Source organism: Pseudoalteromonas sp. SG43-6, from assembly GCF_014164365.1.
Taxonomy (GTDB): domain Bacteria; phylum Pseudomonadota; class Gammaproteobacteria; order Enterobacterales; family Alteromonadaceae; genus Pseudoalteromonas; species Pseudoalteromonas rhizosphaerae.
Map to the genome: position 1 here is coordinate 64936 of NZ_JACJEZ010000004.1, position 21129 is coordinate 86064.

A 21129-nucleotide genomic window follows, 5' to 3' on the forward strand; every position below is an offset into this window, starting at 1 on the left:
GCAATGATAAAACAGTTTTTAGACGATCCAACTTTATTACTCAACGCTGTTGGTGAGGGAATATATGGCTTTGATTTAAGTGGTAATGCGGTATTTGTAAACCCCGCTGCTGAACGCATGACTGGATGGCATGCAGATGAGTTGCTGGGTAAAAAAATTCATCAGTACCATCATCATAGCCATGCTGACGGGCGGCCATATCCAGCAGATGAATGCCAGATTTATTGCACTATGTTTGACGGCAAGCATCGCCATGTTAAAGATGAGGTATTTTGGCGTAAAGACGGCAGCTGTTTTGCGGTAGAATATACATCTACACCCGTTTATAAAAATAATCAGTTGATCGGCGCTGTCGCGATATTTCGCGATGTATCAAAACAACACCAGACAGAGCACGCACTGCGTGATGCTTTAGCGCAAGTGAATCACTTAAGTGAGCAATTAAAAGAGCAAAATAGCTATTTGATAGCAGAACTTAATGAAGATTGGCAAGAGTCTGGTTTGGTAGGCAAAAGCCACGTATTTCAAACCATGCTTGAGCAAATAAAACTTGTTAGCCCGACCGATAGCACTGTGTTGATTTTAGGTGAGAACGGCACAGGTAAAGAATTAGTCGCTCGTAACTTACATCGCTTAAGTGGGCGCAGTGGGCAATCCTTTATTAAGGTCAATTGCGCCGCATTTACGCCAAGCTTACTTGAATCTGAGTTATTTGGTCATGAAAAGGGGGCTTTTACGGGGGCTAAGGAGCATCGTAAAGGACGTTTTGAGTTGGCTAATAATGGCACCATTTTTTTAGACGAAATTGGAGAGCTTGCTCTTGAAGCGCAAAGTAAGTTGTTACGGGTATTGCAAGAGCATGAATTTGAACGTGTTGGCAGTAGCCAAACACGTAAAGTTAATATTCGTGTAATTGCTGCGACTAATCGTGACTTATGGGCAATGGTGCAGTCAGGATGCTTTAGAATAGATTTATATTATCGACTAAATGTATTTCCAATAACAGTTCCACCACTGAAAGCGCGTAAAGAAGATATCCCATACTTGTGTAGTAATTTGATTGCGCAATTAAATAAACGTCTTGGTAAACAGCTCAAAGGACTCAGTGAAAAAGCCATAACACAGCTACAAGCGTATGATTGGCCGGGTAATATTCGTGAATTACAGAATGTACTAGAGCGAGAGGCTATTTTATCAAAGCAGTCTGTATTGCAGTTATCGCAACCACTTGATGCCAATGCTAGCGCTAACCTAAACACGGATCTGAGCCTTGACGAAGCGCAGAGACAGCATATCATCGCAGTATTAGAGCTATCAAATTGGCAAATTTCTGGCAGTCAAGGCGCGGCAGTTAAATTAGGCATGCCGGAGAGTACGTTACGATCAAAAATGCGCAAGTTGATGATCCGTAAAAATCGTTAAATATCACGACACTCGCTAAATATCGCGATTTTAGCGAATTTATTAAATAAAAATTCATTAATATTCAGTTGCTTAATTTAATTTCAGTTTGGTCTGAAACTTGCAAACTTACAGGCCTAACCGTCACAGTAAGTAGTTATTATGAAATTTGATATTAAAGAAGAAGATATGATCATCAAGCCCTATAAGCATGAAGGGCCTATTTATATCCGTGAGCAAAAAGGATTTTTCCAGCGTATTCGCCGTAACCTTGGTTGGTTACTCATGCTTACATTCATTCTTATTCCTTGGATCCCATACAAAGGCCAGCAAGCGGTATTGCTAGATGTTGCGAGTCAAAAGTTTGCTATTTTTGGGCTGACCTTACTGCCCCAAGATTTTATGATCTTGGCGTTGTTATTTATGTTAGGCGCTTTTGCGTTGTTTTTTGTTACCAATTGGCTTGGCCGGGTATGGTGTGGATATACATGCCCACAAACAATTTGGATGCTGATGTTTTCATGGGTGGAGCAACGTATAGAGGGAACACGTAATCAACGTATAAAGTTAGATAAATCCGCGTGGACGTTATCAAAATGGCAGAAAAAAACAATCAAGCACAGCGCTTGGTTAATCATATCATTGTTTACAGCAACGTCATTTATGGCTTACTTTATTCCGGCTAAAAGCTTGTATGGGGATATGTTTACTCTGCAATGGTCGGGCATCACTAGTTTTTGGGTATTTTTGTTTGCCTTTTGTACTTATGGAAATGCCGGTTTCTTAAGAGAAAAAATGTGCACCATTGCTTGTCCATACTCACGGTTTCAGGCTGTAATGTTTGATAAAGATACATTACTTGTCACTTACGATAGTGCGCGTGGGGAAAGTCGTGGTCCACGTAAACGTAAGGCCGATCCTAAAGCCTTAGATTTAGGTGATTGCGTAGATTGCAATTTATGTGTGGAAGTGTGCCCTGCAGGGATTGATATTCGTAACGGCTTACAATATGAATGTATTAACTGTGGTTTATGTATCGATGCATGCGATGACACAATGGATAAGTTTGGCTATCAAAAAGGCTTGATCAAGTACGCAAGCGAAAAGCAGATGGCTGGCGAGCAAACTAATCCATACCGGTTGAAACTGGTTGGTTATGGCGCACTCACGGTTTTATTAATGGTCAGTATGTTAGCGTGGTTAGTTCAACGCACGCCAATCGAAGTGTCAGTACTGCGTGATCGTAATGCATTATATCGAGTAAATTATGAGGGCTTAGTTGAAAACCCTTACACCTTGACAATAATTAATAAAACACAGCAGTTAGTGCATTACCGAGTAGCGATTACCGGTCTTGATGTGGCTAAGTTACAGAGTCCTCAACTTACAGCTGTCGAGCCTGGTCAAATGAAGCGCATCCCGGTCACTGTGGTTGCCGATGGCTATGATTTACCAAGTAAGCTCAATGAACTTGATTTTGTGATCACAGCCGAAGAAGATAGCAGCATTAATACATCAATAAGCAGTGTGTTTTATCGTAACTAATTTACACAGAGTGAAACTGAGCTGCTTTATCGTTCATTGTTTGGTTAATAAAGGTTTTAGCTTGCGCTAAACTTTTAAACAAGCTGTGACGAATATCCACGCTAAGGCCTGCATTGTGAATAATGCGTTGCATTTGATTGATTACGATAGCTGAATCAAAAATATAAGCGCTAGCAATACATCCATTACGAACCATGGCAGAGGCCAACACTGTAAGTTGTTGCTCTGCCTGAGGAGTTGCAGCCAACAAATTTTGAGAATCACTGATATATCCCCATGGTTTATTGGCAAGCTGACTAACCTGCTCAAATAAGCAATTGCTAAATGAGGTTACTAAACTTGCATTAAGATTCCCGCAAAAATTAGCAATGATTATATTTTGCTCGCGGTGTAAACTAACCTGTCCATGTTTATTGCTAAATTTCAACGTGCTTCCTTGTAAGAAAATTTAAGAGCGCGAATTTTATACAATTAAAACGCGGAGTCTAGGTATTTTTTAATTTTTTATAAATTTGCATTAATTAATCAGTGATTAATATATAACCAGATTAAAAATGTCAGAATAGGGCCTAAATATAATTACCAATAGACCCTAGTCATAATTATTTTGTAAGCAGGTGATCTAATGCACCTTTAATTGCAGCCACCTGTGCTGTAATACATAGCTCATCTGTTGCCGTCGGACTATCTGGGTACACTTCTGTCGTCGTGACATACTGTGCATCTGTAAAGCCCATGCATAAACCGAGTTCTCGTGCTGCATAATTGATCACACCATGTTGTTCTAATGGCACTCCAATGAGTTGATTGTTTTCATCACTGGGGGCAATTTGAGTCACATTAGCAACAGTGTCAATAATCGCTTTTTGGAATTGCGGTTCAGGTTTATTGCTATCAGCGACAAGATAAAAACCATCAGGAATATTCCAATTAGTGTTAACCTTGCCATCACGAGCCGCAAGTGCAGGGCGAAACTCACTGTTGTCAGTGTCAGTTGTTTCATGCAGATCAATATGCGCTAATAAAGGTATATTTTGTGCTTTAATATAATTTATTAGTGCTGCTGACTCTGGTGCTGGGCTTGGTGAATAAAACGAACGGTTTGGATCTATGGCTGCTGGGTTCCAGCGATTAATGGTTTCATATCCCCACGGGCTAATACAAGGAGCAACCAGTAAGTTAAACTCTTTAGCATATTTCATACCTAGCGTTTTCATAAAATGTAATGCGCCATGAACACCGCTTGTTTCATAGCCATGTACGCCACCGGTGATCAATATGCTCGGTTTATTCGATGCCCACTGTTTTGATTTAATAATAAAAAGAGGGTAGCGAGTAGGATCAAAACTGAGCGCACCATATTGCTCAACCTCGAAATCATTATCCAGTTCGTTGATTAAAGTTACAACTTCAGATTGATAACTACGTTTAATCGTTTGTAGGTTAAACCAGCACTGTTTATCTTTATCATTCCAAGGCGTGCCTTGAGTACCTATTGGATAGTTATTTTCGCTCATAGAACCTTCATTTATTACAATAAAGGTTTAGCTTATCTCTGTACTAACCTCACTGCAACTAGCTGCGACTAATACACAACTGTGAATTATATTTATAAGCTGTTTGTGGACTCATATAAATTGGCATTTTGGCGCTTATGGGCTTCAAATAAATAAGCCCTTAGATGTTCTTTCCCTTGATGAATATGAGTGATCTTGGCAGCCATGCCTCGCTTACTAAAGCGTACCGGTTTGATGTCGATAGTAATATTTTTTTTGTTTGGAAGGGTTAATTTTATCTGTTGCTCAATCGCTAAAGGAGCTTTTTGAGTCGTTGATTTTAGAAAAAGTCCAGTACTTGAGATTGATTCAACTTCAAAGTCTTGGCTCTGAATATTGAGGTTCCCGCCACGCCAACAGCGCTTTATTCCTTGTGTGTCGATGACCTCTGGTGCGCTTAATACAGGGGTTACAACGCCTGTTTTATCAATTCTTATTTCAAGTGGAAACCATAATTGATAATCGCCAACTTCAGCCAGTAGTGTTAATTTTGTATTATTTAGTAATTCAGCAATATTGGCAGGGATAGAGCTTTGTAATGTCAGTGTATGATTGTCCCTCAATTTTGAAGGAACCGTCACTTGGAAAAGATCTGATATAAAATTTAGTTCTTCATTGGTCATATCCATTTAGCATCTAATCCCATGCGGGCGATAATGTAGTTAATACCGTATTTTAAGTCGAGAGTTTATTCATACAATAATGTATAACGGCAGTGTAGTAACATACTTGAGTTATTTAACAAAATAAGCATATTGTGCGCCACAAAGTCGTCTTTTTGGATTGTTAAAATATATAAGAGCTAGCACTTTTATACACTGTCAGATGATAAATCTACCCCTATTTATTCTTACATGATAGTTTTTTGTTTGTTTAATAAACAGTGGCTAAGTTTTATTGCTAAAATAACGTAAATTACTGGACCTGATAAAGTTATTAAGGGTATTTTTAAATTGCGATTTCACTTTTATATTGTTTACATTAATCAACTACTCTTTACGAATTTTCTCACGCCGAATATTTGCATCTGCTTACATTCCTTTAAATTATTCTGGTGTACTTCCAAGTGCATGTTTTTATGCACACGTAATTAATGGGCAATGTATATGGACTATATTTTCTATCAACAATCAATAATTAACTTCATTGCACAATATGCTGGTAATTCTAAATCACAATTAACAGCGATGGTTGATGACACGCGCAGTATTTTAAGAGTTGATGCGTATAGGCTTTTTGAAAATATTCTTTTAAATTATCAACAATTGGGAGTAATTGAATATAGTAAAGTAGATTGCCTACTTAAAAGTGTTGCCGTGAATTTGAAAACTTCAAGTGAGTCTGAGTATTTTCTCGTTTCACAGTTAGCAACCTGGTGGCAAGAATGGCATTTCGCGCTATCGATGCGCGTAAAAACGAGTCAAAATAATGCTGTTATCGTGCAAAATAGTGATTACTCAACGCAAGATAATAAACCACTAACCCGCCAGCATGATTTGAGTGAGTACGTTAATTTATTTACGCAAGTGCCAATACCGTTGTGTAATGTATGTATGCTCACCGAGAATATAATCCGTATAAACCAACGTTTTGTAGATGTGTTCGGTTACACTATTGAGGATATTCCAACACTTAATGATTGGTGGCTTAATGCTTACCCAGATCCACATTATCTGATGTGGGTGCGACAAACGTGGCAACAAGCTCTTAGCTTTGCGTTAGAAAATGATACTGATATTGAACCACAAGTTTATTGTGTTACTTGTAAAGATGGCTCCCATATAATGATGGAAATTTCGGGAAGATATTTTAGGCACGAATTTTTAGCTATATTTAAGGATGTAACACAGCATTTAGCTGCTGAAGATACACTTCGAGACATGGCATTTTTAGACTCATTAACACAAATTGCCAATCGACGTTGTTTTGATGAGAAGTTGGCCAATGAACTTGAATTAATGAATAAAAAAATAAAGCCGTTATCAATGATCTTAATCGATATTGATTATTTTAAGCAATACAACGATAACTACGGTCATATTAAAGGCGATGAATGCTTGTATCAAATTGCACAATGTATTGCAGTGGCCACGATGAATCACGAAAAGGACTTTGTTGCCCGTTTTGGCGGTGAGGAATTTGTGGTGTTACTGCCAGAGGCTGATCCGAAAAAGGCTTTACATAGTGCATTACAAATCCAGCAAGCAGTTAATCAATTAGCTATTAAGCATGAATATACAGATATTGGCTATATAACACTAAGCATGGGCATTAAAACTTTGCATAATCCCCAAACTGGCGATTATATCTATTTTGCTGATGCGGCAGATAAAGCTTTGTACCAAGCAAAAAGACAAGGGCGTAATTGTATCGTTGTTAGTGAAGATTGATACAAAAAATCAGCTGAGCGCTACTAGGCATATTTGAAATAGCTGCGCTCAAGCACAGCTATAGTTCATCTGCGATTATTTTAAAATGGCCATTATCAATTCCTTTTAACGTATAGTCACCAATACGATAGCGGATTAAACGTAAAGTAGGGTGGCCAATATGTGCTGTCATTCTTCTTACTTGGCGATTACGTCCTTCGGTAAGGGTAATACTGAGCCAACTGGTTGGAATGTTTTTTCGCTCTCTAACGGGAGGATTACGTGGCCATAAAGTTGGCTCATCTATGCGTTTAACAACGGCTGGTAATGTTAATCCGTCTTTGAGCTCGACGCCTTGGCACAGTTGTTTAATTGCTGCATCAGTTGGTTCACCTTCAACTTGTGCCCAGTAAGTTTTACTGGTTTTTTTGTTTGGCGCTGTTAAAGTGTTTTGTAATTTCCCACAATTAGTGAGCAATAGCAGGCCCTCACTGTCTCTATCTAATCGTCCTGCAGCATATACATCTTTAATGGTAATAAAGTCAGCTAAGGTTTGTCTGTTTGCTTCATCAGTAAACTGGCACAGCACATCAAATGGTTTATTAAATAAGACAATTTTTCGCTCACTGGCGGCAATGGCTGGTTTTATCTCGCGCTTTATTGAGTTATTCACTTTTTTGGTTGTAATTGCACCGCGATTATAGCTACGGCCGCTATTTCGGCGTTTTGCTGTATTATTTGGTTTAGCTATTGTCATTGCTAGATGCACCGTGCGGGTTTTGGTAAGCCAGCAATTTTAGTTGCTTGCTTAGCTGGGCCTTTAGGAAAAAGAGTATACAGATAAATACTATTGCCTTTATCTTCACCCAGTGCTTTTGCCATTGCTTTAACTAACATTCTTATTGCTGGGCTGGTGTTGTACTCCAAATAAAAATTACGCACAAAATGAATCACTTCCCAGTGTTGGGAGGTTAATTCAATGTTTTCTTGCTCGGCAATAACGCAGGCTAATTGTTCACTCCATAACGAGTGATCAAGTAAGTAACCTTGTTTATCCGTGTCGATAATTTGATTATTAAATTCAAGCATGTATTACCACGTAATAGAGTGAGATGTTGCTAATGTTAGTGCGACAAAGTCGTCATAACTAAGCGAGTGATCGGGCTGATTGATTGTGATATCTCGTACCTTGGCGTCATCAGCAAGTATTAATAAGTGCGTTGCAAGCTGTCTAAATTGGGCAATCGCAAAGCATGCGTCACTTAATAATAATACTTTGTCTGCTGACTGGATCAGGTTAACTAATTGATCCGTGTTGTAATAGCCAAGTGGCTTGGAAAATATGTGTAAAGTGCTCATAAGTTCACTATGTGTTGTTGCTGGGCTATAAGTTGAGTTTGCTGCTGATAATTAAGCGCTTTTACTTCTACTAACAAGTTATGTTTATCAAGGCCATACTCGAGCAGAGACTTTTCACATACATAAATGTTTTCAACATCGTAAATTTCTAGCGTTCTGATGGTCTTAAAGTAGTTCTTTAAACCTATATGCTCAGGTTGTTGATGTTTTTTTAGGGCTAGTACCGCAGGGCCGCTAAATAACCAACTAATATTTTGCTCAACAGCAGCGAATATTAATGTCATATCTAATGCATCACGAATATGTAAATCATCGAAAGGACTATGGTGGCTTAAAACTAATACATTGATCATTTAAATTGCACCCATTTATCCGCATCACTGGCAAGCATTGCAAACTCAGCTAACCCTGCGACTGCAAAAACACCGGTATTATTTATATCAAGGCCACGCTTTTCGGCAGCAGTAACACACAACATAAGATGAATCCCTTGCTCATGTAATTGTTGCCATAAAGCATTAATCGCTAATTCATCAGCTGCCAAATCTAGTTGCTCGCTGGCATGAAAAACGCCGTTTTGATACAAAAAAATGGCATCAATGTTATGCCCTTGTGTTAAACATGCTTGTGCAAATTTCACCAAACGTTGCGTGGTATCATGATCCGATGGTGCGCTGTGCAGAGAAAGTACAAATCGTGCCAAAACTATTCCAATAAAAAAGCCCCTAAAGAGGGGCTATTTTAACAGAACTATTTAATTAGTCATTATTTGCGCCAAGCAGTGCAAGCAATGAAGTAAACAAGTTATATACACTTAAATATAAAGAGACTGTAGCGCGAATATAGTTTGTTTCGCCACCGTTGATGATGCGGCTTGTATCAAACAAGATTAAGCCAGACATGATCAATACAACCGCTGCATTTAATACCATAAACATTAGCGAGCTGCCGATGAAGATATTAACAATGCTGGCCACAATCACAACAATAAGGCCTACCGTTAAAAAACCGCCCATAAAAGAGAAATCTTTTTTAGTATTTAGTGCATACGCAGACAAACCAAAGAAAATCAGTGCAGTTGATCCTAACGCTTGCATGATAAGCATTGGGCCATTTGGCATCGCTGCATAATGGTTAAGTAACGGACCAAGTCCCGCACCCATTAAACCCGTAAAAGCGAATACCCATGCAACGCCTGACGCGCTTTCGGCTTTTTTATTTACAACAAATAAAAGGCCAAATGAAATAAGAGTAAAAACTAACCCCATAAAATAAGGTAGTTGTAATGCCATTGAGATACCAGCCGTCACAGCACTAAATGCTAATGTCATGGCCAATAAGAAATAGGTGTTTTTAAGTACCTTGTTTGTTTCAATGGTCGACATAACCGGTCTAGCGGTATTGTACGAATGATTAAATGCCATTTTAGAGCTCCTTTAGAAACCTATTGTAAGTTCCGATAATTAAACTGAAGTTAGATTACCAAGACTTCTATATTTGGGCAAACCTTTGTAGTTCAATAGACCGATAATTAAAAAGAAAAGTTCAATTTAGTGTGATTTTTACCCAGTGGTGAGTTAAGAATAAACAAATCAATGATTTTTTAAGCACTTGAACACTTTTTTGAAAAAAAAGCTTCACAAAGAGCACTGCCTTCTCTATTATGCAGGCCGTGCGGAGAGATGGCAGAGTGGTCGAATGCACCGGTCTTGAAAACCGGCAGGGGTTTATAGCCCCTCTAGGGTTCAAATCCCTATCTCTCCACCACCTAATTAAAATAATTGCGAGTACACTCTTATTCGTGATTTATAAATGTTTCGGAGAGATGGCAGAGTGGTCGAATGCACCGGTCTTGAAAACCGGCAGGGGTTTATAGCCCCTCTAGGGTTCAAATCCCTATCTCTCCACCATATAAAATAGCCCGCTAAATTAGCGGGCTTTTTTGTGCCTAAGTTTTATGTAGTTATTTAATTACGACCATAGTCTCTATTTCGATGTTGTAAAACATCATGCATTCTTAGTATTTATTCAGGTATGATTTTAAGGACGCATTATGAAACATCGGCTTGCTAAAAGTGTTGGGTTATCATTACTTTCACCTGTGATCATTGGCAGTGTGTTAGGAGTTTATTATGCATTAACGCTCAATACCGATCCGCTGACTACCTTTTTCCAGTTACTTATGAGTGCGATAGCTAACGCGCATATTGTCGGTTTAACCATGGCTGCTTTTGTAGTACCCGGATATTTATTGATGCACAAGTACGCGAAAGTTAATTATTCGGGAGTACTGACATTAGGTTTACTCGGTGGTGCAATTTTTAGTTACTTACTCAGTGCAACAGGTGGTATGGTCTTTTTAATTAATACCGCGATGTCAGCTTTAGCGGCGGGACTGTTTTTATATGGATTAAGGTTAGGTGCGATAAAACAACAGCCTCCTCAATAGCAGAATTATTAACCAAGCTTGCTGAAAATTAGGGCAAATTGCTTTTTTTTGCCCTGAAAAGGTTTCAATTATTGGCGACAAAGAGTACCTTTAGCTACTGTATGTTTGATAAGAAGTAGTTTGGTATGCAAAAGCAAGAATTTTACCAGTCATTAGTTAAACAAACTGAATCGCTAATTACTGGTGAACCTAACATTATTGCCAATATGGCGAATATTAGCGCGCTGTTATTTACGTCACTCGATGATGTAAATTGGGCTGGTTTTTATTTGATGGATTCACCAACTGAATTAGTACTTGGTCCGTTTCAAGGTAATCCTGCATGTATCCGAATTCCTGTCGGAAAGGGGGTCTGTGGAACTGCCGCTGCAACTGCGCAAACTCAACTTGTTGAAGATGTACATGCATTTGCAGGCCACATTGCCTGTGATGCGGCGTCTAACTCTGAAATAGTAATACCTATCCACAAAAATGGTGAGGTATTTGCTGTATTAGATATCGACAGCCCAAGTATTGCTAGGTTTGATGCTGATGATAAGCAAGGTTTAGAAGCACTGATCGCGTGCTTTGAGGCAACTATTGCATGAAAGACTTAGTAAATGTACAGGATTATCTGTTTGCCATCACTGATGTAGGTGATTGGGAAGGGGATGAAGAGCATGTAGCGGAAACGCTCAACGATTTAATCCACATTGCATGGGATCGTCTTCCTGATGATACTGAATGTGAATTAATTGATGAAATTATAAATGGTATTTGGGAACACCTTCGAGGTGATATGGCTGTAATTGAAGCCGACTTTGAAGAGCTGGTCGACTGGGTAACACACTACGTCGATTCGTCCCTTGATGAAAAGATGTGAAAAATAGGTTCTAAAATGGAAACCACAAACAAGCTAAAAGATATTAATGAAGTGTTGGAATTTTTATATCAAGAATTTCCGCAATGTTTTAAACAAAAAGACGGCATCAAGCCGCTGAAAGTAGGTATCTTTAAAGATATCGCTGAGCGAATTGAAGGTTCTGAAAAAGTTAGTAAGACGCAAGTACGTCAAGCACTGAGAAAATATACGTCTAACTGGCGTTATTTAGAAGCCGTGACTAAGTCTGAATTTCGTATTGATCTTGATGGAAATCAAGATGCTAAAGTGGAACAAGAGCACATTGATCATGCTCAAAAAGCACTTGAAGAAAGTCGTGCGAAAATGGCTAAACGTAAAAAGTCACAACGTCCACGTAATGATTCAGACACAAAATCTTACAAAAAGAAACCAGGCCAATTCGCTAAACCAGGCGATAAAAACGCTAAAGTTAATGCCACACCAGCAAAAGCTGCGCCGGTTAAACGTTCAGGTAAAATTGAACCTTTACCAGCAAGTGAGGTCAAGGTTAATAACAAAGTTAAAGTTAAACTTGGCCAAGCCCTTGTTAATGCAGTAATCACTGAAGTGAACAAAGAAGACGTTCATGTAGAGTTGGTAACTGGCATGCAAGTTAAAACTAAAGCAGACAGCCTGTACATTATTTAAGCTGTATATAAATTAAGGAGTTGTGTATGAGTCAGAAGTTTAAGCTCATTCCGTTAGTTGCCGCCCTGTATTCAGGTTTATTATTTGCATCAGATATTGCTGATGTTAATGATGTAGTTACAGCAAAAGACTTGCCAGTACTTACGCAAGAGAGTCAGCATAGTACGGCTAGCAAACGGGTGACAAACTTATTTACTCGTGCACATTATAAACCAATTCGTTTTGATGACGCACTTTCAAGTAAAGTGTTTGACCGTTATATCGAATCCCTTGATTTTAATAAAAGCGTCTTTTTGGCTGCGGATATTGCCTCATTTGAGCAATACCGCAACCAATTTGATAATGCATTAACGACCGGTAAACTTGATTTTACCTTTGATATTTTCAACCTAAGCATGCAGCGTCGGTTTGAGCGTTATGAGTATTCTTTAAAGTTACTTGAAACACCAATGACCTTTGATAAGGCTGATGAATATTACTTTGATCGTGAAGATGCTGATTGGGCAAAAACGCAAGCTGAGTTAGATGAGCTTTGGCGTGAACGTGTAAAATATGATGCACTACGATTAAAAATGACCGGCAAAGATTGGCCTGGTATAAAAGAATTATTAACTAAGCGTTATCACAATGCACAAAAACGTTTAGTGCAAACCAATAGTGAAGATGTATTTCAGATCGTAATGAACTCTTTTGCGCGAAGTATTGAAGCACATACCTCCTATTTATCGCCACGCAGAGCTGAACAGTTCAAAATGGACATGGATCTTGAACTAGAAGGTATTGGTGCAGTACTTAGCTACGACGAAGACTACACGGTTATTCGCAGCTTAGTTCCAGGCGGACCTGCTGATAAATCGGAGCAAATTAAAGCTGACGACCGTATTATCGGCGTTGCTCAAGACAAAGAAGAATTTGTTGATGTCATTGGCTGGCGTTTAGATGACGTAGTTGATTTAATCAAAGGACCAAAAGGCACTAAGGTGCGGTTACAATACTTAAAAGGTGCTGATGATCATGGCGCGCCTAAAGTAGTTGAAATTATTCGCGATAAAATTCGCCTCGAAGATAGAGCGGCAAAATCAGAAGTATTCAAAGCAAAATATTCTGATTTAACCAGCAAAATAGGTGTTATTGAGATCCCTGGTTTCTATAACAACTTGTCTAAAGACGTTAAAGTAGAATTGGCGAAATTAAAAGAAGCCAAAGTAGATGGCATTATAATTGACCTACGCCAAAATGGTGGTGGTTCATTATATGAAGCAACACAACTATCTGGTTTGTTTTTTGACCAAGGTCCAGTGGTACAAATTCATACTCTAAATAATCGCATTGAAGAGCAAAAAGACCGCGATGGTGTTACGTTTTACGACGGCCCCCTAACAGTACTTGTTGATCGGTACAGCGCATCTGCCTCTGAGATTTTTGCTGCAGCGATGCAAGACTATGGTCGAGCAGTAATAATTGGTGAGCAAACGTTTGGTAAAGGCACTGTGCAACAGCATAAGGGCTTAGGCCGTGCTTACGATTTATACGATAATCCACTTGGCAGTGTGCAATATACGATTGCAAAGTTCTATCGTATCAATGGTGGTAGTACACAGCATAAAGGTGTGATCCCAGATATTTCATTCCCATCAGCAATTGATCCAGCGGAATGGGGCGAAAGCCAAGAGGATAATGCATTACCGTGGGACAGTATCGTACGCGCCAAATATAACTCGGTTGATGACTTACACCCAGCTATTGCTTACTTAAGCAAAGCGCATGCTGAACGCATTAAATCAGAACCTGAGTTTAACTATGTTTTTCAAGATATTACGCGTTATAAAGAAGAGAAAGACCGGAAAACTATTTCTCTTGTAGAAGCGCAGCGTATTAAAGAAAAAGACGATGGTGAAGCGCGTGCATTAGCTCGTACTAATGAAAGGCTTACTCGTTTAGGTGAAAAACCGATTGAGAGCTTGGATGATGCGCCTGATGTCTTAGACGACTTAGATCCATTCCTAGAAGAAGCTGCATTAATTACCCAAGATTATATTAAGTTTGGTCGTGTAGCTAAGAAATAACTTGTTTTACATATTAATAAAAAAGGCGCTTTGGCGCCTTTTTTGCTGCCTAAAACTCTTGATATTGCTATAATTACTGATTAAACGCTGACAAAAGTAAGTAACTTAGTTAGGCTAAGCGTCGCGTCTGTGCTAAAAAATAATAATTAAACGCGCATAAAAATGCGCGTAGGAGTCTTAATTTTGAATTCACAAAAAGAAAAACCCATCCTACAGGCCAGCTTTTTCGATGCCTTGATCCCAATTTCTGTACTGATTTGTTTATTAGGTGCTGCTGTCTATTTATTTGGTGATAGTTCGTCATCAGGACCGAATCAAATTGCGCTACTGTTTGCTACATTTACAGCTGCTCTTATTGGCCTTAAAAATGGCTATACTTGGAAAAAACTTGAACAAGCGATGATAGAGGGGATCACTCTATCTTTGGGCGCTATATTAATTTTGTTAATGGTTGGCGCGCTGATCGGCACTTGGCTGCTGTCAGGCACTGTACCTACACTTATTTATTATGGTTTACAGGTAATTAATCCTAGTTGGTTTTACGCAGCAAGCTGTTTAATTTGTGGCATTGTAGCAATGAGTATTGGTAGCTCTTGGACCACGGCGGCGACAATAGGTGTAGCGCTACTCGGTGTTGCTACTGGCCTTGGATTAGAGCAAACAGTGACGGCCGGTGCCGTAATATCTGGGGCTTACTTTGGCGATAAACTCAGTCCACTGTCTGAAACAACAAATTTAGCTCCTGCGGTTGTGGGAGCTGATTTATTCGAGCATATTCATCATATGCTATGGACGACTGTACCAAGTTTTGTGATTGCATTAATCATCTTTATTTTTATGGGCTTTAATGCCACAGCGTCAAGTGAGGCTGGGCGTATTGATGAAATAACCGCTATTCTACAACAAAACTTTAATATAGGTTTAGAGATGCTGGTGCCACTGATTGTTTTACTGGTGTTAGCAATTAAAAAAATGCCTGCATTTCCGGCAATTTCTATCGGTGCGGTACTTGGTGCAGTATGGGCAATGATTTTTCAATCAGACCTAATTGCAACACAAATTGATGGCTCCCAGGGGCAAATTGTCGGTTATTTTAAATTGGTTTGGAGTACATTTTTTGATGGCTTTAGTATCCTGACAGGCGATGAAAAAATGGACTCATTACTCAGTGGTGGTGGGATGTCTGGCATGTTAACCACAACGTGGCTGATCATGACGGCATTGATGTTTGGCGCCATTATGGAAAAAACAGGTTTATTAGATATTTTTGTAAAAAGTATTCTTAAAATTGCCAAAAGCACTGGCTCTTTAATTACTGCTACTATTGCGACCTGTATTGGTACCAATGTAATTGCTGCAGATCAGTATATCGCTATTGTGGTCCCTGGTCGGATGTTTAAAGAAGAATATGCAAAGCGTGGTTTGAAACCTGTTAATTTATCAAGAACATTAGAAGATGGCGGGACGATAACCAGTCCTCTGATCCCTTGGAATACCTGTGGTGCATATATGCAAAGTGTATTACTGATCAACCCATTTGATTATGCGCTATATGCATTTTTTAATCTTATTAATCCATTACTAGCTGTTATTTATGCTTACCTAGGCATTAAAATTTTACGTATTAAGCCAAAACAATAGCCATAAATTATACGCTCCTCTGTCAAGAGGAGCCACTTTGGAGTTTCACATGACTGCATTAAAAAAACCTCAAGCACAGTATCTTAAAGATTACCAAGCTCCACCATTTTTAATTGATCACATTGATTTGACCTTTGATTTATTGCCGTTAAACACCCGTGTTACGAGTGTAATGACGATCACGAAAAAAATAGCTGGTGTGGCAGATTTAGTGCTTGATGGCATTGATTTGACGCTGATCTCAATTACTGTAGATAACAACGCATATACAGATTATGACCTACGTGATGAGCAACTTGTGATCCATAATTTACCAGCGCAATGTCAGCTTACAATCGTTAATGAAATAGCGCCAAAAACTAACACATCTTTAGAAGGTTTATATCTATCTGGCGGTGCGTATTGTACACAATGTGAAGCGCAAGGTTTTAGAAAAATAACCTATTATCTTGACCGCCCAGACGTACTTGCAAGCTTTGACGTGACAATTATTGCTGACGAGCAGTTTACTCATTTATTATCAAATGGTAATAAATTAGCGGAAGGTAAATTAGACAATGGCCGTCACTTTGCAAAATGGCAAGACCCATTCAAAAAGCCAAGTTACTTGTTCGCACTTGTTGCAGGGGACTTTGATGTACTTGAAGATACCTTTGTTACGCAAAGTGGTCGTACAATAGATTTAGCCTTGTTTGTTGATAAAGGGAATTTACCGAAAACCCCTCATGCGATGGCATCACTTAAAAAATCAATGCGGTGGGATGAGCAGCGTTTTAATCTTGAGTATGATTTAGATATTTACATGATCGTTGCTGTGGATTTTTTCAATATGGGCGCGATGGAAAATAAAGGTCTTAATATTTTCAACTCTAAATGTGTGTTGGCGAATCAAGAAACCGCCACTGATAAAGATTATCACACCATAGAGTCAATCGTTGGCCATGAGTATTTTCATAATTGGACAGGAAACCGAGTGACTTGTCGTGATTGGTTTCAACTGTCGTTAAAAGAAGGCTTAACAGTTTTTCGTGATCAAGAGTTTAGCAGTGATTTAGGCTCGCGGGCACTGAATCGAATTGATGCGGTTAAAGTAATGCGTACTCATCAATTCAGTGAAGATGCCGGTCCTATGGCACATCCGATCCGTCCTGAACAAGTGATTGAGATGAATAACTTCTATACAGTAACTGTGTATGACAAAGGCGCTGAAGTTATTCGCATGATGCACACGTTATTGGGAGAAGAAAAGTTCCAGCAGGGCATGGCACTTTATTTTCAGCGTCATGATGGGCAAGCCGTCACCTGTGATGATTTTGTTGCGGCTATGAGTGATGCCTCAGGTATCGATTTAACTCAGTTTAAACGTTGGTATAGCCAAGCTGGCACACCACGGCTAATCGTAAAACAAGAGTTTGATAAGCTCAATGGTACTTTTTCACTGCACATAGAGCAGCTGGCACCGCTTAATCAGCCAGAAAATGCGCCATTACATATCCCATTTGCTATCGAGCTACTTGATCAACAGGGCGAGTCTGTCCCTTTACAGTTTGAAGGACAGCCACTTGATCATGTCTTAGATGTCACAACAGCGCAGCAAACGTTTAGCTTTGATGGTTTAACCGCGAAGCCTGTAGCGGTGCTACTAGAGGATTTCTCTGCGCCGTGTATTGTTGAGCAACAAAATACAGCCACTGAATTATTACACATTATGCGCTTTGCGCGCAGTGACTTTTCGCGTTGGGATGCTCAACAACAATTATTCATTGGGGCAGTTAAAGGGGCCATTACAACACCTGAAAATAATCAATTGGATCCAGCAATTATTTCTGCATTACGTAGTTTATTAGTTGAGCAGGAGGGAGATTTAGCTTTAATTGCGGAATTATTAAAGCTGCCTAGTTTTGATACCCTCGCAGCTGAGTTTAATGTGATCCCTGTGGATCAATTGGTTGCAGTGACAAATCAGTTTGAGTTACAAATTGCTCAGCAATTGCGTAGTGAGCTCTTAGACTGTTATCAAAGTTTAATTGATGACGGCTCTGTAAGTGCAACAGCTGTCGCTATACGTGCATTAAAAGGTATGTGCTTACATTATTTGGCAAAAATTAATGAGCTTGATATTAATCAACTCCTTGTTAGTACTGCTAATTCACACAATATGACCAATGTACTCGCCGCGCTCAGTGCGGTGGTAAAAGCTGACAATCCCTTAGCAAAAGAGTTGTTAAACCAATTTGACAGTCAGTGGCGCCATGATGTGTTAGTGATGGATAAGTGGTTTGCATTGCAAGCAATGCAAGGTGGCGATGACGCCATTATTAATATCAAAAAGTTATATGATCACCCTTGTTTTGATTTTTCAAACCCAAACCGCGTCAGGGCGTTAGTGGGCAGTTTTAGCCATTTTAATACCGCACAGTTTCACCGTGAAGACGGCACAGGTTATCAATTGCTAGGTGACTTATTAGTTAAGCTTAATGCAATCAACCCTCAAAATGCATCACGTATGTTAACGCCATTTATGTCATGGCGTAGATACGATGAAGTACGTTCGGTTGCTATCAAAGCTCAGCTGCAACGTCTTGCTTTGCTTGATAATTTAAGTGACGACTTGTATGAAAAAGTTGATAAAGCACTACAATAAATTATGGTCGAATATTATTTTTTACTGAACTTAACTTACAAACAGTGCATGGATTACTATGAAGGTAAGTATACATCAGTTCAAGTAATTGAAGATGGTGGCAAAAAAGTACGTTTTGCGGCCAGCCATTTGCGTCCTTTTATTTCTTCTTTAGGAGTAAGAGGGCGCTTTCGACTTTTGCTTACCCCAGAGCATAAATTTTTACGTTTGGAACGTGTTGCCTAAAACAATATTTTAAAATAATCACTTATAATATTATTTTTTTGTTAATTCGATTTGTCCTATTGTTAATTTACGTGTATAAATTATCTGGTAGGACGTCTTACCATTAGGTGAACGTCAACTAAACAGAAAAATTATGACCGATTGAACGCGTTCTATTTGTAATTTCTTTATTTCGCTTCTATCGTTACGACTACACTAAAAACAATAACTTGATCACAAAATTACCCGCGACAGGGGGACACACAATGATAAGAAGATCGCTTTTTGTTAAAAATAAACTAGTACTAGGCATCGCAGCCGCTACTTTAGGGTTATCAGCAGCACCAACACAGGCTGCAACATTTGAGGCCGGAGGGTTTGATATAACCTTCGACTCGACTTTCTCTTATGGGCAAAGTATTCGTGTTGAAGACCGAAACTTTAACTTAATAGGGAAAAGTAATAACCCGTCTTTTGATTGGACAGGCTACAACTCCGTTTTAAATCCTATTTATTCAGCGCAAGATGTCTGGGCCCAACCTGGCTCTTACTCTAATAACGGTGACGCTGGGGATTTGAACTTTGATAGTGGTGAGTCTTTTTCAAAGCTGTTGAAAGGGACACACGATTTATCGATCAACAAAGATAACTACGGCCTTTTCACCCGTTTTATGTATTTTTATGATTTTGAATTGATGGATGGCGATCGCGCCTATGTTAATCCAACTTCAGGCCAAGGAGTTGATCCTTGTGATGATAAAGACACTAAAAAACAAAGCTGCGCAGATATTCGTCTATTAGATGCTTACGTATGGGCCAACTTTGATTTGAATGAGGGTAATAATCCACTTTCTATTCGCCTTGGCCAACAAGTTATAAACTGGGGTGAAAGCACATTAATTTCTCACGGTATTAACGTAAATCCGGTCGATATTGACCGATTAAAAGCGCCTGGTGCCGAGTTAAAAGAAGCCTTTATTCCAGTTGGTATGTTATGGGCATCTTTAGGGATCACTGAAAATGTGACTTTGGAAGGCTTTTACCAGTACCAATGGCATGAAACACGCTTACCTGCAGCTGGTACGTATTTTTCAACCAATGACTTTGCCGCAGAAAATGGTTATCAGCAAAATGTACAGCTTGGTTTTACCTCTAACCCTGATATAGATTTAGCGTTTTTAACTGATAGCTTAAATAACTTGATGACCACCTTTGGTCAAGCTGCTGCCGCTAAAGGGATCGATCCTGCAAGCCCTGAAGGTAAAGCGTTATTAGCACAAACTTATCTAGCGTACCCTACTAAAGTCGCGCTTAAAGGCAAAGGAGGGGATGGTAAAACTGAGCCTGATGATGGTGGCCAATATGGTTTACGTTTAGGTATGTTTTTACCAGAGTTTAATGACACTGAGGTTGCACTTTATCATGTAAACTACCATAGTCGTCGCCCGCTTATCTCTGGTCGCGTATCTAACTTTACACAAGCCTCAATGGCTCAAGATTTAGCCATGTTAGCAACGACTAAAATCACTTCTGACAATGTCTCTGATTTAAAAGCATTTGCTAAAGCAACCAATGAGTATCCAGAAGATATTAAACTGTATGGGTTAAGCTTTAATACATCAATTGGTGAAACAGCGTTTGCTGGTGAGTTCACCTTCCGTGAAGACGAACCATTACAAATCGATGACGTAGAATTGCTTTATGCTGCTATGCCTGAGCAGTTAGCGGTAGCGGGGCTTCGTCCTGAGTTTGCAGGTATTTCACAAATGAGTCCGGGGGATGCGATTAGCGTTGTAGGACCTGGCGAATTAGCAAAAGGTTATATTGAGCGTAATACTAGCCAATTGCAGTTTACAGCAACACATTTATTTGGCCCATCACTTTGGGCTGATAGCTGGGCTGTTGTGGGTGAAATTGGTGGTGTGCACATTAATAACATGCCTGAATATGATGAAATGCGTTTAAATGTATCAGGCACTGGTCGAAGCGGTATTATGACTGGACCAGGTACCGATGATTACTCAACACTTCATATGGCTTTATCAAATGGGCCAGAGCAAAAAGAGTTTGCATCAGCATCATCGTGGGGATATCGCTTAATTGCCAAAGGCGATTACTATAACTTCTTCAAAGGAGTTAACTTCTCACCTCGTATTGTATTTTCGCACGATGTAAATGGTAACACACCCGATCCGATGTTCTTATTTATAGAAGATCGTAAGTCACTTGGTGTTACAGCGAACTTTAATTATCAAAATGCATGGTCATTTGACTTTAGCTACAACTCTTTCTGGGGTGGCGGTGATATAAATACTTTCTCAGACCGTGATTTTGTTTCTTTCAATATTAAATATTCAATTTAGGGGT

21 protein-coding genes and 2 tRNA genes are annotated in these 21129 nt (G+C 39.3%); 14 read left to right on the forward strand and 9 right to left on the reverse strand.

The window, feature by feature from the left end; translation table 11 throughout:
• Positions 1-3: 3 nt before the first annotated feature.
• Together H5201_RS02525 and ccoG are read left to right on the forward strand one after the other, a co-directional pair.
• On the forward strand, positions 4-1422 hold the full coding sequence (locus H5201_RS02525) for a sigma-54-dependent Fis family transcriptional regulator (protein ID WP_149981042.1): 1419 nt from the start codon (positions 4-6) through the stop codon (positions 1420-1422).
• A 141-nt stretch (positions 1423-1563) separates the two neighbouring features.
• Complete coding sequence (gene ccoG / locus H5201_RS02530; RefSeq protein WP_149981043.1) at positions 1564-2946, forward strand: cytochrome c oxidase accessory protein CcoG; 1383 nt, start codon at positions 1564-1566, stop codon at positions 2944-2946.
• Between the two features lies 1 nt (position 2947).
• Here the strand turns inward: ccoG and H5201_RS02535 are convergent, their stop codons facing one another.
• From H5201_RS02535 to H5201_RS02545, 3 genes are all read right to left on the reverse strand, one after another.
• Positions 2948-3373, reverse strand: coding sequence for a hypothetical protein (locus H5201_RS02535; protein WP_182717884.1), 426 nt, complete (start codon positions 3371-3373; stop codon positions 2948-2950).
• 175 nt (positions 3374-3548) lie between these two features.
• Positions 3549-4463 (reverse strand): M14 family metallocarboxypeptidase, encoded by a 915-nt coding sequence (locus H5201_RS02540; RefSeq protein ID WP_149981045.1) that lies wholly within the window; start codon positions 4461-4463, stop codon positions 3549-3551.
• A gap of 92 nt (positions 4464-4555) precedes the next feature.
• A complete protein-coding gene (locus tag H5201_RS02545; RefSeq protein WP_182730960.1) occupies positions 4556-5131 on the reverse strand; it encodes a hypothetical protein in 576 nt (191 codons plus the stop codon).
• Between the two features lie 477 nt (positions 5132-5608).
• Here H5201_RS02545 and H5201_RS02550 point away from each other — a divergent pair, with 477 nt between their 5' ends.
• On the forward strand, positions 5609-6892 hold the full coding sequence (locus tag H5201_RS02550; RefSeq protein ID WP_182717881.1) for a sensor domain-containing diguanylate cyclase: 1284 nt from the start codon (positions 5609-5611) through the stop codon (positions 6890-6892).
• A 58-nt stretch (positions 6893-6950) separates the two neighbouring features.
• On the opposite strand, the gene H5201_RS02555 is transcribed toward H5201_RS02550, so the two are convergent.
• From H5201_RS02555 to H5201_RS02580, 6 genes are read right to left on the reverse strand one after another with little or no spacing between them, the layout of a single operon-like run.
• A complete protein-coding gene (locus H5201_RS02555; protein WP_182717880.1) occupies positions 6951-7628 on the reverse strand; it encodes a pseudouridine synthase in 678 nt (225 codons plus the stop codon).
• A gap of 2 nt (positions 7629-7630) precedes the next feature.
• Positions 7631-7960: a TusE/DsrC/DsvC family sulfur relay protein gene (locus H5201_RS02560; RefSeq protein WP_145233784.1), complete on the reverse strand. Its 330-nt coding sequence runs from the start codon at positions 7958-7960 to the stop codon at positions 7631-7633.
• 3 nt (positions 7961-7963) lie between these two features.
• On the reverse strand, positions 7964-8230 hold the full coding sequence (locus tag H5201_RS02565; RefSeq protein WP_149981049.1) for a DsrH/TusB family sulfur metabolism protein: 267 nt from the start codon (positions 8228-8230) through the stop codon (positions 7964-7966).
• A complete protein-coding gene (gene tusC / locus H5201_RS02570) occupies positions 8227-8583 on the reverse strand; it encodes a sulfurtransferase complex subunit TusC (RefSeq protein WP_145233789.1) in 357 nt (118 codons plus the stop codon). The genes H5201_RS02565 and tusC overlap by 4 nt, the downstream gene beginning before the upstream one ends.
• The gene (tusD, locus tag H5201_RS02575; RefSeq protein ID WP_149981050.1) at positions 8580-8933 is read right to left on the reverse strand and encodes a sulfurtransferase complex subunit TusD; all 354 of its coding nucleotides are present in this window, start codon (positions 8931-8933) and stop codon (positions 8580-8582) included. The genes tusC and tusD overlap by 4 nt, the downstream gene beginning before the upstream one ends.
• A 55-nt stretch (positions 8934-8988) precedes the next feature.
• Positions 8989-9654 carry a Bax inhibitor-1/YccA family protein gene (locus H5201_RS02580; protein WP_145233793.1) on the reverse strand — a complete coding sequence of 222 codons (666 nt, stop codon included), beginning with the start codon at positions 9652-9654 and terminating at the stop codon, positions 8989-8991.
• Between the two features lie 252 nt (positions 9655-9906).
• Between H5201_RS02580 and H5201_RS02585 the strand changes: the two genes are divergently transcribed.
• The 11 genes from H5201_RS02585 to H5201_RS02635 all read left to right on the forward strand — a co-directional run bounded on the left by H5201_RS02585 (position 9907) and on the right by H5201_RS02635 (position 21125).
• Positions 9907-9997: transfer RNA gene (locus H5201_RS02585), tRNA-Ser, on the forward strand.
• Between the two features lie 52 nt (positions 9998-10049).
• A tRNA-Ser gene (locus tag H5201_RS02590) sits at positions 10050-10140 on the forward strand.
• A gap of 143 nt (positions 10141-10283) precedes the next feature.
• Entirely contained in the window at positions 10284-10679 is a 396-nt protein-coding gene (locus H5201_RS02595) for a hypothetical protein (RefSeq protein WP_182783641.1), read from the forward strand.
• A 125-nt stretch (positions 10680-10804) separates the two neighbouring features.
• Positions 10805-11266, forward strand: a complete 462-nt coding sequence (locus H5201_RS02600) for a GAF domain-containing protein (RefSeq protein ID WP_149981051.1) — start codon at positions 10805-10807, stop codon at positions 11264-11266.
• On the forward strand, positions 11263-11541 hold the full coding sequence (locus tag H5201_RS02605; RefSeq protein ID WP_064666123.1) for a hypothetical protein: 279 nt from the start codon (positions 11263-11265) through the stop codon (positions 11539-11541). Before H5201_RS02600 ends, H5201_RS02605 begins: the two co-directional genes overlap by 4 nt.
• Positions 11542-11556: 15 nt before the next feature.
• On the forward strand, positions 11557-12207 hold the full coding sequence (proQ, locus tag H5201_RS02610; RefSeq protein WP_149981052.1) for an RNA chaperone ProQ: 651 nt from the start codon (positions 11557-11559) through the stop codon (positions 12205-12207).
• A gap of 26 nt (positions 12208-12233) precedes the next feature.
• Positions 12234-14273 (forward strand): carboxy terminal-processing peptidase, encoded by a 2040-nt coding sequence (gene prc, locus H5201_RS02615; RefSeq protein WP_149981053.1) that lies wholly within the window; start codon positions 12234-12236, stop codon positions 14271-14273.
• 162 nt (positions 14274-14435) lie between these two features.
• Positions 14436-15914 carry a Na+/H+ antiporter NhaC gene (nhaC, locus tag H5201_RS02620; protein ID WP_182717879.1) on the forward strand — a complete coding sequence of 493 codons (1479 nt, stop codon included), beginning with the start codon at positions 14436-14438 and terminating at the stop codon, positions 15912-15914.
• Positions 15915-15963: 49 nt separating this feature from the next.
• On the forward strand, positions 15964-18558 hold the full coding sequence (gene pepN / locus H5201_RS02625) for an aminopeptidase N (RefSeq protein WP_182783643.1): 2595 nt from the start codon (positions 15964-15966) through the stop codon (positions 18556-18558).
• Positions 18559-18561: 3 nt separating this feature from the next.
• Complete coding sequence (locus H5201_RS02630; RefSeq protein ID WP_149981056.1) at positions 18562-18783, forward strand: DUF2835 domain-containing protein; 222 nt, start codon at positions 18562-18564, stop codon at positions 18781-18783.
• A gap of 245 nt (positions 18784-19028) precedes the next feature.
• Entirely contained in the window at positions 19029-21125 is a 2097-nt protein-coding gene (locus tag H5201_RS02635) for a DUF1302 domain-containing protein (RefSeq protein WP_149981057.1), read from the forward strand.
• Positions 21126-21129: the final 4 nt, after the last annotated feature.